Consider the following 13,647-nt stretch of genomic DNA (forward strand, 5'->3'; position numbering starts at 1 on the left):
CCGGGCTTGTAAAAAATCACTCGGCCGGCATCGGACCGCTGTCCGGCGGGAACCCCGGCTCGGCGGGGAACCGGCGGCGCAGGGCCAGGTACTCCGTCGGCGTGTGACCGGTGAACTCCTTGAACTCCCGCCCGAAGTGGGCCTGGTCGAAGTAGCCGGCCGTCTGCGCCACGTCCGCCCAGTCGACCGGGCGCAGGGCGTCCACCGACAGGATCAGCCGCGCGAAGCGGTAGATCCGCGCCACCCGCTTCGGCGTGATCCCGACGTACGACTTGAAGAGGGTGGCCAGGTGGTTTCCGCTCACCCCGGCGGCCTCGGTGAGCGCGCCGATCGGGAGCGTGCCGTGGGTCGTGGCCAACCGGCCCGCCGCGTGTCCCACCAGGTCGAGACCCCGCGCCGGCGCCGCGGCCAGTCGGGACCGCAGCTCCTCCTCGATGACCCGCAGGGCCTCGTCGGCCGGCGCGAGCTCGCCGAGCCGGTTGCGGATCCGGTCCAGCGACCGCCGCCAGACGGCGTCGACCGGCGCCCACCGGTCCCGCAGCTCGGTGGCCGGCAGGTCGGCGAACGGCGCCATTCCCCAGGGCTTGAAGTGGACTCCCACCAGCCGGACCGGCGTCGAGTACTCGACGACGAAGCGCCGGGTCCACACCCCCATGAACCAGCCGTCCGTGAGCACCGCCGGTGGCACCGACGGGTCGGAATCGCGCAGCCGTACGGGTCCACCGAGGTTGACGAACAGGTGCGCGGACGGCATCGGCGGGACGTTCATCCGAGGATGGCGCGGCACCCCGGTGAGGCAGTACACGTCGTCGACGAACCGGTCCAGCGGTGGCGCGGGCACCCGGCCGACGTACTTCATCGTCGCAGTCTGGCCCATTCCCGCCCGCCCCGCGCCTCAGACCGCCGCGCCCGGCGGCGACTTGAGCAGCGGGGTGGCCTCGGCGACATAGCCGCCGAGACCGGCCCGCCGGGCGGTGGCGGCTGCGGTGCCGCCCAAAGGACCTGGTACGAGCTGACCAGCGAGAGCCCGCGCTCGGCGAGCAGCCGCAGCAGCGCGTCGTGCAGCACCGACGTGCCGAACTGGCTGGCCAGGTCGTCGCCCAGCAGCGGCACCCCGGCCGCGGTGAACCGCGCCAGGCATTCCGGATCCCGAGCGACCGCGTCGCTGGTGGTGTTGACGAAGGCCACCCCCGCCCGGCGGGCCGCCTCGGCGTAGGCCAGCGCGGTCGCCGGCCGGCCGCTGGGCGCCGAGTAGAGCAGGACGTCGGCGCCGGCGAGCTTCGCGGCCACCCGGTCGATCCCGTCCCCGTCGCGCAGTCCCTCGGTCACCGGCACGCCGGCCGGGGGCAACTCGCAGTCGAGGCGCGGAAAGTTGTTCGGCGCCAGGAAGATCGCCTCGGTCAGGTCCTTGCCGATCTTGCCGGGCGAGGTCGCGAAGGCCGCGACGAACTCGACATCGCCGACCCCGACGCCGTCGATCACCGGCCGCGACAGCCCGACCAGGGCGCCCGACTGCCGGTAGTAGGCGATCCCCTGCACCAACGCCGACGTGTTGTTCCCGACCCCCGCCACGGCGACCCGAACCGCTTCGATCATGGCGCCGAGGCTACGGCACCGCAGAGCCGGGGCGCCGCCCGTGGACCGGCCCGGCCGACGCGGGACGGCCGTGGCCGGATCCATTCAGTACGGTGGGCGGGTGGCCCAGGGTACGGACGCACCGCGGCGGGACTGGCACGACTGGCATCGCAAGTACGACGATCCGCGATCCACCATGTCGCTGCGGTTGGCCGTGGTGCGGGAACGGATACGGCTCGCCGTCGACGCGGCGCCGCCCGGCCCGATCCGGGTGCTGAGCCTCTGCGCGGGTGACGGGCGGGATCTCACCGGCGCGCTCGCCGACCACCGGCGCCGGGCGGACGTACGGGGCCTGCTGGTCGAGCTGGACCCGGGCCTGGCCGACGCGGGCCGGTCGGCGCTCTGGCCGGGTCTCGACTTCCTGGTGGGCGACGCCGCGCTGACCGACAATCACCTCGGCGCCGTACCGGCCGACCTGGTGCTCCTCTGCGGCATCTTTGGCAACATCAGCGACGGCGACGTGGCCGGGACCGTCCGCGCCACGCCCTCGCTCCTGGCGCCGGGTGGGCGGGTGATCTGGACCCGCCACCGCAGTGCGCCCGATCTCGTGCCGACCATCGACGGCTGGTTCGCGGCGGCCGGGTTCGCCCGCGAGTTCCTGTCCGGCGCCGAGCATCGGTACGGGGTGGGCGTGCACCGCCTCGTGGCCGAGCCGGAGCCGCCGGCCGGGGGCCGTCGGCTGTTCACGTTCCTGCGCTGACGCGACCGCCGCGACCGCCCGGAAACACCGCCGCGGCCGATCCCCGGCGCACGGCGGTCGCCGCAGCGTCGGGCGTCGGGCGTCGGGCGTCGGGCGTCAGAGCTTTTCGATGGGCGCGTGCCGCAGCACGAGCCACATGGTCTGGTCACCGAAATCGATCTGCGCCCGGGTGCTCGGCCCGTGGCCCTCCACGGCCAGCACCCGGCCCAGGCCGTACCGCTGGTGGTTGACCCGGTCCCCGGCCGCCACCTTGGGCGCCTGGGGCAACTCGCTCGCCGTGCTGAGCCGGCTGGCGTCCACCCCCAACCGCTGGGCGAGCTGCGCCGCCTTCGGCGTACCGCCGGTGAAGCCGCCGCCGCGACCGACCGCGCCGCGACCCGCGGCGCCCGACCGGCCGCCCACGCCGCCGCCCGTCCCCGACCAGGAGGTGTACGCGGCCTCGACCCGCTCCCAGCGGACCAGGTCGGGCGGCAGTTCCTCAAGGAACCGCGACGGCGGATTGTAGGACGGCTGGCCCCAGGCCGACCGGGTGACCGAGCGGGACAGGTAGAGCCGCTGCCGGGCGCGGGTGATGCCGACGTACGCCAGCCGGCGCTCCTCCTCCAGCTCCTTGGTGTCGCCCAGCGAGCGCAGGTGCGGGAACACGCCGTCCTCGAGGCCGGTGAGGAAAACCACCGGGAACTCCAGGCCCTTGGCGGTGTGCAGGGTCATCAGGGTCACGACGCCCTGATGGTCGGGGTCGTCCGCCGGCACCTGGTCGGCGTCGGCCACCAGCGCCACCTGTTCGAGGAAGCCGGCCACGGTGGCGCCCGGGCCGCCCTCCTCGGCCTGCGCCTCGGCGCGCTCGGTGTATTCCCGGGCCACGCTCACCAGCTCCTGCAGGTTTTCCACCCGGCCCGCGTCCTGCGGGTCGAGGCTCTCCTCCAGCTCGGTCAGGTAGCCCGAGCGGGTCAGCAGGGCCTCCAGCACCTCCTCCGGCGGGGCCGTGGCGGCCAGCTCGCGCACCTCGTCGAGCAGGGCCACGAAGTCGCCGATCCCGTTGGCGGCCCGGGTCGAGATGCCCGGGGCGTCGCCGGCGCGGCGCAGCGCGGCGCCGAAGGAGATCCGGTCCCGGCTCGACAGGGCCTCGACACACGCCTCGGCGCGGTCGCCGATGCCCCGGCGGGGGGTGTTGAGGATCCGCCGGATGCTCACGGTGTCGTCGTCGTTCACCACCGCGCGCAGGTAGGCCAGCGCGTCGCGGACCTCCTTGCGCTCGTAGAACCGCACGCCGCCGACCACCTTGTAGGGCAGGCCGACCCGGATGAACACCTCCTCGAACACCCGGGACTGGGCGTTGGTGCGGTAGAAGACCGCCACGTCGCCCGGCCTGGTCTCGTCGGCGTCCACCAGCCGGTCGATCTCCCGGGCCACCCAGTCCGCCTCGGCGTGCTCGGTGTCGGCCACGTACCCGACGAGCTGCTCGCCCTCGCCCTCCTCGCTCCACAGCCGCTTTGGCTTGCGCGAGGAGTTGTTGTCGATCACCGCGTTGGCCGCGTTGAGGATGGTCTGGGTGGAGCGGTAATTCTGCTCGAGCAGGATCGTCCGGGCGTCCGTGAAGTCCCGCTCGAACTCCAGAATGTTGCGGATGGTGGCGCCGCGGAACGCGTAGATGGACTGGTCGGCGTCGCCCACCACGCACAGCTCGCCCGGCGGCAGCCCGCTCGCGTCGGCCGCGCTGCCCACCAGCTCCTTCACCAGCGCGTACTGGGCGTGGTTGGTGTCCTGGTATTCGTCCACGAGCACGTGCCGGAAGCGGCGACGGTAGCTCTCCGCCACGTGCGGGTGGGACCGCAGCAGGTGCACGGTGGTCATGATCAGATCGTCGAAGTCGAGCGCGTGCGCCTCGACCAACCGCCGCTGATAGAGCGTGTACGCCTCGGCCACGGCTCGCTCGTTCGGGCCCTTGGCCCGGCCGGCGAACTCCTCCGGGTCGATCAGCTCGTTCTTGAGGTTGGAGACCTGGCCGGCCAGCATCCGGGCCGGGTAGCGCTTGGGGTCGAGGTCGAGCTCCCGGGCCACCAGCTGCATCAGCCGGCGCGAGTCGTCGGCGTCGTAGATCGAGAAGGTCGACTTCAGGCCGGCGTGCTCGTGCTCGGCCCGCAGGATGCGGACGCAGGCGCTGTGGAACGTCGACACCCACATGAGCCGGGCCCGCGGCCCCACCAGGGCGGCCACCCGCTCCTTCATCTCACCGGCGGCCTTGTTGGTGAAGGTGATGGCGATGATCTCGCCCGGGTGCACGTCCCGGGCGGCCAGCAGGTAGGCGATGCGGTGCGTCAGCACGCGGGTCTTGCCCGACCCGGCGCCGGCCACGATGAGCAGCGGGCTGCCCGAATGGGTCACCGCGTCCCGCTGCGGGCCGTTGAGCCCGGCCAGCAGGGCGGCCACGTCGAGGCGGGCGGAATCCCGGCGGTGTCCGGGCGAGTGGGGTGCGCCGGGCGGCCGGGAACCGGCGGGCGGCGGTTCGAAAAGAGCATGCATCGCACCCGCGAGTCTATGCCGGCGGTCGGACACCGCCGCCCGCGCCGCCCCGCACGGGTGTACGAGTCGTCCGTATCCACCCTCCCGGCGGGCCGCCCTGGCGCGGGCCGCACCGCCCGGACCGGCCGATCGGACATCAACTCGTCACCGGTGGGGGCTGGTGCGGTCCGTACCTCGTCAAGAACGATGTCCGGGGCGAAACCCCCCATGCCCCCGGACCCGATTGGACCCCACTCATGCGTTCACCGCGCACGCGCGGCCGTTTCTCGCCGCGTCACCTCGCGGCGCCCGCCCTGGCGCTGGCCATGCTCGGCGTCGCGCCGCTGGCCACCGGGCAGACCCCCGCGACGGCCTCCGGCACCCCCGCCCCGGTCTCCGTCTCGTACGGCAGCCCGCTGGGCCAGGCGGTCAAGGGCCAGTTCCTCAGCTACAACGACTTCCACGGCGCCATCGACCCGCCGAACAGCACCGTCAACGGCACCCCGGCCGGCGGCGTGGAATACCTGGCCACCTGGCTCAAGCGGCTGCGCGCCGAAGGCGCGGCCGAGGGCCGGACCACCACCACGGTGGGCGCCGGCGACCTGATCGGCGCCAGCCCGCTGGTGAGCGCGGCCTTCCACGACGAGCCGACCATCGAGCTGATGAACCAGGTCGGCCTGCAGGTCAGCTCGGTGGGCAACCACGAGTTCGACGAGGGCGTCACCGAGCTGCTGCGGATGCAGCGCGGCGGCTGCCACCCGGTGGACGGCTGCCAGGACGGCGACGGCTTCGCCGGCGCCAAGTTCCACTACCTGGCCGCCAACACCATCGACAAGCGGACCGGCCTGCCGATCCTGCCGCCCATCGACATCAAGTTCATCGACGGCGTTCCGGTGGGCTTCGTCGGGGTGACCCTGGAGGGCACCGCGGGCATCGTCAACCCGGCCGGGATCACCAACGTGCGGTTCACGAACGAGGTGGAGACCGCCAACAGGTGGGGCGCGCTGCTGCGGCTGTTCGGGGTCAGGGCGCAGGTGCTGCTCGTGCACCAGGGCGGCTCGCAGGCCGCGCCGCCCAACCCGATCGGCATCTCGGACTGCAACAACTTCTCCGGCCCGATCGTCGACATCGTCAAGGGGCTGAACCCCGAGTTCGGCCTGGTGGTGTCCGGCCACACCCACAAGTGGTACTCCTGCACGCTGCCGAACTCCTCGGGCGCGCAGAGCGTGGTGACCAGCGCCGGCACCAACGGGCAGCTGATCACGGACATCGACTACACGCTGGACAAGCGGACCGGCCGGTTCACCGACATCGCCGCGCACAACGTGATCGTCGAGAACGGCGTACGCAACGCGGACGGCAGCTGGCAGCAGAACCCGGACAAGACGTACGTCCGGAACCCGGCCCTGGTCGACCCGGCCGCCAAGCAGCTGGCCGACAAGTACCGCACGGCCGTGGCACCGATCGCCAACCGGGTGGTCGGGCGGATCACCGCGGACATCAACCGGGACCCGCTGGCCAACGGGGAGAGCCCCCTCGGTGACGTCATCGCCGACGCCCAGCTTGCCCGGACGACGGGCGACGGCGCGCAGATCGCGCTGATGAACCCGGGCGGCATCCGGGCCTCCCTGCCGTACGGGACCTCGGCCGGCGGCGAGGCGCCCGGCGAGATCACCTACGGCGAGGCGTTCACCGTCCAGCCGTTCAACAACCTGGTGGTCACCCAGACCCTCACCGGCGCCCAGCTCAAGACCGTGCTCGAGCAGCAGTTCGTGGGGTACCAGGGGCAGACGACCGAGAAGATCCTGCAGGTCTCGGCGGGCTTCACGTACACGTACGACAGCACCCGCGCGGGCGGCGACCGGATCAGCAACCTGGCGCTGAACGGCACGCCGATCGACCCGGCGGCCAGCTACCGGGTCACCACGAACGACTTCCTGGCCAACGGTGGCGACGGCTTCACCGCGCTGACCGGCGGCACCGGCCGGACCACCGCGCCCGGTTTCGACGTGGATGCCCTGGTCAGCTACCTGGGCGCGAACGCCCCGGTGGCGCCGGGCCCGGCGGACCGGATCACCAAGATCGGCTGAGCCCCACCCGGAGGCCGGCCGCGGCTCGAACCGCGGCCGGCTTCCGGACCGGGACTCCCGGCCGCTGGACCAGCATTCCCGGGCTCCGGACGGGCGCTCCCGGCGGCCGGCCGACGGGTTCGGCGTCCTACCTGGTGGAACGGGTTGCGCCGGGCTGGTCGGGGTGGGCATACTCGACGCGTGACCAAGCAGGCGCGCAGCTTTTTTTACTACGGCACCGGGAGTCCGGCAGCCGTAGGTCGCGCCTGATCACAGACCTACGAAAAGCCCCGGGCTCCCCGAGCCCGGGGCTTTTCGCTGCGGGATCTCGGGAACTCCGGCGGCCCGACCGCCTCAGGGAGCAGCCATGCCGACGCACCTAGCAGCCCAGCAGTCCAATTCCGCCTCGCCGGCCCCGGACGGGCGGCCGGCACCCTCCGCCGCAACCGCGGGGCGGCCAACCGCGGCCGCGGGACGGCCCCTCGCGACCCCCGGCGGGCCGGCGGCCGCCCGGGACGAAAAGGCGGCAACCCCGGGCGGGACTGCGGCGGCCGACACGGGCAGCCCGTCGGCGCTGGCGGCCGAGGAGATCTCCGTGCTGCGGGAGCGGATCGACGAGATCGACAACGCCCTGATCTCGCTCTGGCAGGAGCGGGCCGAGCTGTCCCGGCAGGTCGGCGCCACCCGGGTGGCGTCCGGCGGCACCCGGCTGGTCCTCGCCCGCGAACGGCAGATCCTGGACCGCTTCCGGGACACCCTCGGCGCCGACGGAACCCAGCTGGCCCTGCTGCTGCTCCGCGCCGGCCGCGGCCCCCTCTGACCCACCCGCCCCCGCCGCCGATCCAGGGCACATGGTCGCTGGTTGATCCCAGATTGCGGCCATATGCCCCAGATCAACGCGCGGACGCGGGCAGGGGCGCGAGGCGGATCAGGCCTCGTGGGTGGCGACGATCTCCCGTACCTCGGCGAAGTGGCAGGCACTCGGGTGGTCGGTGCCACGCCGCTGCACCAGCGCCGGCTCCTCCCGGGCGCAGACGTCCTGCGCCTTCCAGCACCGGGTCCGGAACCGGCAGCCCGAGGGCGGGTTGGCCGGCGACGGCACATCGCCGGTCAGCCGGATGATCGCCTTCTGGCTCCGGCTCGTCGGGTCCGGAACCGGCACCGCGGACAGCAGGGCCTGGGTGTACGGGTGGGTCGGCCGCTCGTAGATCTCCTCCTCGGTGCCGATCTCCGCGATCTTGCCGAGGTACATCACCGCCACCCGGTCCGACAGGTGGCGCACCACCGACAGGTCGTGCGCGATGAAGACGTACGACAGGCCGAGATCCCGCTGCAGCTGTTCCAGCAGGTTCATCACCTGAGCCTGGATCGAGACGTCCAGGGCGCTCACCGGCTCGTCGCAGACGATGATCTCGGGACGCAGGGCCAGCGCCCGGGCGATGCCGATGCGCTGCCGCTGGCCGCCGGAGAACTGGTGCGGGTACCGGTTGATGTGCTCCGGGTTCAGCCCGACCAGGTCGAGCAGCTCCTGCACCCGCCGGCGCCGGCTGCCGCGCGGCGCCACCTCGGTGTGGATCTCGAACGGCTCCCCGACCAGGTCGCCCACCGTCATCCGGGGGTTCAGCGACGTGTACGGGTCCTGCATCACCAGCTGGATCTGCCGGCGCAGCCGGCGCAGCTCGCCGCCCTTCAACGTGGCCACGTTGCGGCCCTTGTAGAGCACCTGGCCACCGGTCGGCGGTTCGAGGCTCATCAGGACCCGGGACAGCGTCGACTTGCCGCAGCCCGACTCGCCCACCACGCCCAGGGTCTCCCCGCGGTGCAGGTCGAAGGAGACGCCGTCGACCGCGCGTACCTGGCCGATGGTCTTCTTGAAGACCACTCCGCGGGTGACGGGATAGTGCTTGACCAGGTCGCGGACCTCGAGGATCTTCTCAGCCACGGTTAATCAGCTCCTCGGCGAAGTGGCAGGCGCTGGCCCGGGTGGGGCTGAGCGTCAGCAGCGGGGGCACCCTCTCCCGGCACACCGGCTGGGCCATCGGGCAGCGCGGGTGGAACGGGCATCCGGTGGGGATCCGCATGAGGTTGGGCGGCAGACCCTTGATGGTCCGCAGCTGCTGGCCCTTCTGGTCGACCCGCGGGATCGACTCGAGCAGGCCCACCGTGTACGGGTGCGCCGGCCGGGCGTACAGCTCGTGGACGTCGGCCTCCTCGACGACCCGGCCCGCGTACATCACCGCGATCCGGTCCGCCACGTCGGCCACCACACCCAGGTCGTGGGTGATGAGGATGAGGCCCATCCGCCGTTCGCGCTGCAGCTCGGCCAACAGGTCCATGATCTGGGCCTGCACGGTGACGTCCAGCGCGGTGGTCGGCTCGTCGGCGATCAGCACCTCCGGGTCGAGCGCCAGCGACATGGCAATCATGACGCGCTGCCGCATACCGCCGGAGAACTGGTGCGGATACTCGTTCACCCGCTGCCGGGCGTTCGGCATCTTGACCAGGTCGAGCATCTCGACGGCGCGCTTCTTGGCCTCCTGCCGGCTCATTCCCCGGCGGATCCGGAACTGCTCGGCGATCTGGAACCCGACCGTGAAGACCGGGTTCAGCGCGGAAAGCGAGTCCTGGAACACCATGGCGATGCCCTCGCCGCGGATCCGGCGCCGCTGCTCGCCGGACATCCTGAGCATGTCGCGGCCGTGGAAGCGGATCGCGCCCCCGGTCACGAACCCCGGCGGGGTGTCGAGGATGCCCATGATGGTCTGGGCGGTCACGCTCTTGCCGGAGCCTGACTCGCCGAGCACGGCGAGGGTCTCCCCCGCGTCGACGTGGTACGTGACCCCGTTGATGACCTTGGCGACGCCGTCCCGGGTCCGGAACTCCACCCGGAGGTCCTCGACCTCCAGCAGCCGGCCGGACGGACCCCCGGGGCCCTCGGCACCGGGCCGGGACCGCTGGGACACAGTTATCTCGGACAACGCGATTTCTCCTACCGGAGCTTGGGGTCGAGCGCCTCGCGGACCGCCTCGCCGAGCATGACGAAGCTGAGCACCGCGACAACGAGGAAGGCGGCGGGGAAGAACAGCAGGTGCGGCGACACCCGGATCCAGTCCCGGGACTCACTGATCATGACGCCCCAGGAGACCACCGGCGACTGCAGGCCCACACCCAGGAACGACAGCGTCGCCTCGGCGCCGATGAACGTGCCGATCAGGATCGTGGCATAGACCAGCACCGGCGCCAGGCAGTTCGGCAGCAGGTGCTTGAGGATGATCCGGCGGTTGCTCGCGCCCAGGGCGCGGGCCGCGAGGATGTAGTCGGCCTGCTTGTTGGCGAGCACCGCCGAGCGCATGATCCGCATGGAGACCGGCCAGCTCAACACCACCATCGAGAGGATCACCAGACCCATGATGGTGAACGTCCCGTTGTTGGCGCTCGGGCCGTTGAGGGTGGTCAGGATGACGATCGCGCCGAGCACGAACGGCAGCCCGAAGAACACCTCGGCGACCCGGGACAGCAGCGCGTCCACCCAGCCGCCGCGGAACCCGGCGAAGATGCCGATCGCCCCGCCGATCAGCACCGTGCCGATCGTGGAGAGCACCGAGACCACGATGGAGGCGCGGGCGCCGTAGATGGTCCGGGCGAACTCGTCCCGGCCCTGCAGGTCGTACCCGAAGAGGGCGCTGCCGCTCGGCTCCACCCGGCTGCGCGACAGGTCGGCCGCGGTCGGGCTGACCGAGGTGAACAGCGACGGGAAGGCCGCCAGCACCAGGAAGAACAGGATGAACACCGCGGAGATCCAGAACAGCGGCTTGCGGCGCAGGTCCCGCCAGGCGTCGCTGAGCAGGCCGCGCGGCTTGTCGCGCCGACCCGACCGGCCGCCGTCGCCGGCGGTGCCGCCCTCCACCACGGCGGGCTGGTCGGGGGACGGGGTGGTCACCATCGAGCCGAGCGTCGGGTCACTCATAACGGATCCTCGGGTCCAGGGCGGCGTACAGCAGGTCGATCACCAGGTTCGCCAACAGGAAGACGATCACCAGGAGGACGACGATGGAGACCACGGTCGCGCTGTCCTTCGTGAGGATCGCGCGGTAGACCTGCCGGCCGATGCCGTTGATGTTGAAAATGCCCTCGGTGACGATCGAGCCGCCCATCAGGCTGCCGATGTCCGTGCCGATGAAGGTGAGCACGGGGATCAGCGAGTTGCGCAGCAGGTGCACCCCGACGACCCGGCGCATCGGCAGGCCCTTGGCGATCGCCGTCCGGACGTAGTCGGCCCGCCGGTTCTCCGCGATGCTGGTCCGGGCCAGCCGGGACACGTAGGCCATCGAGACGCTGCCGAGGACGAAGCCGGGGATGATCAGCTCGTTGAGCGGCGCCTCGCTGCTGACCGTGGGCCGCACGAGCCCCAACTGCACGCCGAACAGCCACTGCAGCACGAAGCCGGTGACGAAGGTCGGCAGCGCGATCAGGAAGAGCGTCGACACCAGCACGAGGTTGTCGGCGAAGCCGTTGCGGCGCAGGCCGGTGAGCACGCCGGCGGTCAGCCCGATCAGCGCCGTGATGGCCACCGCCACCAGCGCCAGCTTGACCGTGTTCGGGTACGACTGGGCGATGATGTCGTTGACCGACTGCCCGTTGTACGTGGTGCCGAAGTCGCCCTGGAACAGCAGTGCCTTCATGTAGCTGCCGTACTGCACGAAGACGCTCTGGTCCAGGTGGTACTTCTCGGTCATCATCTGGACGTAGTTCGGCGGGCACGGGCGCTCGCCGCACTTGCCGGCGAACGGATCACCGGGCAGCACCCAGACCAGCACATAGATCAAAAACGTGGTCACGATGAAGACCGGGACCAGGTGGAGAAGCCGTCTCAACAGGTAACGGCCCATGGGTCGTCCTCCAAGGGGTTCGCGTCGGACGCCCGACACGGGTGGCGAAACACGTGCCGAGGACGCGGATCGCGCGCCCTCGGCAGCGGGGACCGCCCGGGCCGGCCCCCGAGAGAGGGACCGACCCGGGACTGTGGTCGCCTTAGCCGGCGAGCTCGACCGTCGAGAGGTCGATCGGACCCTTGCTGTTGGTCTCGACCTTCTTGATCTTCTCGGAGTAGCCCGACTGCTGGTTGTAGAAGTAGACCGGGATCGACGGAACGTCCTGGTCCACCTTCGCCACGGCCTGGGCGAACTTCTCGTGCGCGGCGTCGACGCTGGGCGCGGCGGTGCCCTCGCGGTAGAGCTTGTCCACCTCCTTGTCGCTGAACAGGCCGTTGTTGGAGCTGCCGCCGGTGACGAACAGCGGACCCAGCCAGTTCTCGACGTCCGGGTAGTCCTGCTGCCACGCGGCGCGGTAGGGACCGTCCAACTGGTGCGCGTTGATCTTCGCCCGGAACTGCGCGTTCAGCGGCACGGCCACGGCCTGCGCCTGGATGTTCAGGTTCTTGGCGACCTGGTTGGCGACGGCCTCCATCCACTCCTTGTGGCTGGCGTCACCGTTGTAGTAGAACTTCATCGTCCCGGAGAAGCCGCCGGCCTGCTGGAGCAGCTGCCGGGCCTTGGCCGGGTCGAAGGTGCAGACGGTGCAGTTGCCGTCCTTGGCACCCGGGGTCAGCGGGTTGGCCCAGCTGTTGGCCGGCTTCTTCGAGCCGGAGAAGATCTTGTCGGTGATCTCCTGCCGGTCGATGGCCAGCGAGACGGCCTTGCGCAGGTTGACGTCCCGGAACTTCGAGTCGTAGAACGGGAAGTCGATCTTCGCGGAGGTCGGCACCGGCACGTTGATGGTGCGGTCGCTCAGGTCGGCCTTCCACTTGTCGCCGGCGAGCGCCGAGACCGGGATGGTCTGCATGAAGTCCAGGTTGCCGGAGACCAGGTCCTGGTAGGCGGCGTTGGCGTCCTGGTACAGCTTGACCGTGACGTCCTTGAGCGTGACCTTGTTGTCGAGCGCGTAGTCGTCGAACCGGGTCAGCTTGACCGCCACGTTCGGCTCCCAGGAGACGAACTTCAGCGGCCCGTTGCCGATCGGGCGCTTGCCGAACTCGTCCGGGTTGCCACCCTTGAGGAAGGCATCCGGCATCGGGTAGAAGGCGCTGTAGCCCAGCTTGGTCGGGAAGATCGAGAAGGGTGCGGACAACGTCACCTTGAAGGTGTAGTTGTCGACGACCTGCAGGCCCTTCATGGTCTTGGCCTTCGGCGCGGGCGCCTTGCCGCCGCCCTCCGGCGCCGGCGGGTTCACGTCGGTGAAGCCGTCGATGTCGCTGAAGAACGAGGAGTTCTTGGCACCGTTCGGCCCGTACGCGCCCCAGTTCCAGGCGTCCACGAAGTTGTGCGCCTGAACCTCGGTTCCGTCGTGGAACTTCAGGCCCTGCTTGATCTTGATGGTGTAGACCTTCGAGTCACCCGTCTCGATCGACTGGGCGACCGCGTTCTTCGGCGCGCTGCCGTCGTTCGGGTACCGCACCAGGCCGGTCCACAGGTTGTCGATGATGTTGCCACCACCGGTCTCGTTCGTGTTCACCGGCACCAGCGGAGACTCCGGCTGGACGCCGTCGATCGTGATGGAGCCGTTCGCGGTGTCGCCAGAGCTATTGCTGCCGCCCCCGCTGCCACAGCCTGTCGCGACGAGTGCAAGCGCCGCGCCAAGCGCGACCGCACCCACTCGCTTCGAGACCCTCATTCTCCGAAGCCTCCTCAAAGATCCTGCTACCACGGTCGTGCTCCTGCACGTGGACATGACGTGCTGGCGGCC

General features: G+C 71.0%; 10 protein-coding genes and 1 pseudogene. 3 read left to right on the forward strand and 8 right to left on the reverse strand.

Annotated features, from left to right (window positions below):
* Positions 1-16 precede the first annotated feature (16 nt).
* Both ACFFHU_RS00750 and ACFFHU_RS00755 read right to left on the reverse strand, forming a co-directional pair.
* Positions 17-859 (reverse strand): helix-turn-helix domain-containing protein, encoded by an 843-nt coding sequence (locus ACFFHU_RS00750; RefSeq protein WP_377334595.1) that lies wholly within the window; start codon positions 857-859, stop codon positions 17-19.
* Positions 856-1,596 (reverse strand): hypothetical protein, encoded by a 741-nt coding sequence (locus tag ACFFHU_RS00755; protein ID WP_377334597.1) that lies wholly within the window; start codon positions 1,594-1,596, stop codon positions 856-858. Before ACFFHU_RS00755 ends, ACFFHU_RS00750 begins: the two co-directional genes overlap by 4 nt.
* A gap of 100 nt (positions 1,597-1,696) precedes the next feature.
* On the opposite strand from ACFFHU_RS00755, the gene ACFFHU_RS00760 reads away from it, so the two are divergent.
* Entirely contained in the window at positions 1,697-2,335 is a 639-nt protein-coding gene (locus tag ACFFHU_RS00760; RefSeq protein WP_377334599.1) for a class I SAM-dependent methyltransferase, read from the forward strand.
* Positions 2,336-2,431: 96 nt separating this feature from the next.
* Here ACFFHU_RS00760 and pcrA read toward each other — a convergent pair whose 3' ends face one another.
* Positions 2,432-4,858, reverse strand: a complete 2,427-nt coding sequence (gene pcrA / locus ACFFHU_RS00765) for a DNA helicase PcrA (RefSeq protein WP_377334601.1) — start codon at positions 4,856-4,858, stop codon at positions 2,432-2,434.
* A gap of 236 nt (positions 4,859-5,094) precedes the next feature.
* On the opposite strand from pcrA, the gene ACFFHU_RS00770 reads away from it, so the two are divergent.
* Together ACFFHU_RS00770 and ACFFHU_RS00775 are read left to right on the forward strand one after the other, a co-directional pair.
* A complete protein-coding gene (locus ACFFHU_RS00770; protein ID WP_377334603.1) occupies positions 5,095-6,927 on the forward strand; it encodes a bifunctional metallophosphatase/5'-nucleotidase in 1,833 nt (610 codons plus the stop codon).
* 523 nt (positions 6,928-7,450) lie between these two features.
* Positions 7,451-7,726: pseudogene (locus ACFFHU_RS00775) on the forward strand (chorismate mutase); the annotation flags it as partial.
* A 108-nt stretch (positions 7,727-7,834) separates the two neighbouring features.
* On the opposite strand, the gene ACFFHU_RS00780 reads toward ACFFHU_RS00775, so the two are convergent.
* From ACFFHU_RS00780 to ACFFHU_RS00800, 5 genes are all read right to left on the reverse strand, one after another.
* The gene (locus ACFFHU_RS00780) at positions 7,835-8,848 is read right to left on the reverse strand and encodes an ABC transporter ATP-binding protein (protein ID WP_377334605.1); all 1,014 of its coding nucleotides are present in this window, start codon (positions 8,846-8,848) and stop codon (positions 7,835-7,837) included.
* Positions 8,841-9,869, reverse strand: coding sequence for an ABC transporter ATP-binding protein (locus ACFFHU_RS00785; protein ID WP_377334863.1), 1,029 nt, complete (start codon positions 9,867-9,869; stop codon positions 8,841-8,843). The genes ACFFHU_RS00780 and ACFFHU_RS00785 overlap by 8 nt, the downstream gene beginning before the upstream one ends.
* 26 nt (positions 9,870-9,895) lie before the next feature.
* Positions 9,896-10,873: an ABC transporter permease gene (locus ACFFHU_RS00790; protein WP_377334607.1), complete on the reverse strand. Its 978-nt coding sequence runs from the start codon at positions 10,871-10,873 to the stop codon at positions 9,896-9,898.
* Complete coding sequence (locus ACFFHU_RS00795; protein ID WP_377334609.1) at positions 10,866-11,795, reverse strand: ABC transporter permease; 930 nt, start codon at positions 11,793-11,795, stop codon at positions 10,866-10,868. Before ACFFHU_RS00795 ends, ACFFHU_RS00790 begins: the two co-directional genes overlap by 8 nt.
* Positions 11,796-11,937: 142 nt before the next feature.
* A complete protein-coding gene (locus ACFFHU_RS00800) occupies positions 11,938-13,416 on the reverse strand; it encodes a peptide ABC transporter substrate-binding protein (RefSeq protein ID WP_377334611.1) in 1,479 nt (492 codons plus the stop codon).
* Positions 13,417-13,647: the final 231 nt, after the last annotated feature.

It is taken from the genome of Plantactinospora siamensis (assembly GCF_042434095.1).
Lineage (GTDB): Bacteria > Actinomycetota > Actinomycetes > Mycobacteriales > Micromonosporaceae > KBS50.

What these genes read in the sequence shown, in the direction of transcription:
- ACFFHU_RS00750 (WP_377334595.1), bottom strand. Translation starts at nt 859, where the DNA reads ATGAAGTACGTCGGCCGGGTGCCCGCGCCACCGCTGGACCGGTTCGTC.
- ACFFHU_RS00790 (WP_377334607.1), bottom strand. Translation starts at nt 10,873, where the DNA reads ATGAGTGACCCGACGCTCGGCTCGATGGTGACCACCCCGTCCCCCGAC.
- ACFFHU_RS00770 (WP_377334603.1), top strand. Translation starts at nt 5,095, where the DNA reads ATGCGTTCACCGCGCACGCGCGGCCGTTTCTCGCCGCGTCACCTCGCG.
- pcrA (WP_377334601.1), bottom strand. Translation starts at nt 4,858, where the DNA reads ATGCATGCTCTTTTCGAACCGCCGCCCGCCGGTTCCCGGCCGCCCGGC.
- ACFFHU_RS00795 (WP_377334609.1), bottom strand. Translation starts at nt 11,795, where the DNA reads ATGGGCCGTTACCTGTTGAGACGGCTTCTCCACCTGGTCCCGGTCTTC.
- ACFFHU_RS00755 (WP_377334597.1), bottom strand. Translation starts at nt 1,596, where the DNA reads ATGATCGAAGCGGTTCGGGTCGCCGTGGCGGGGGTCGGGAACAACACG.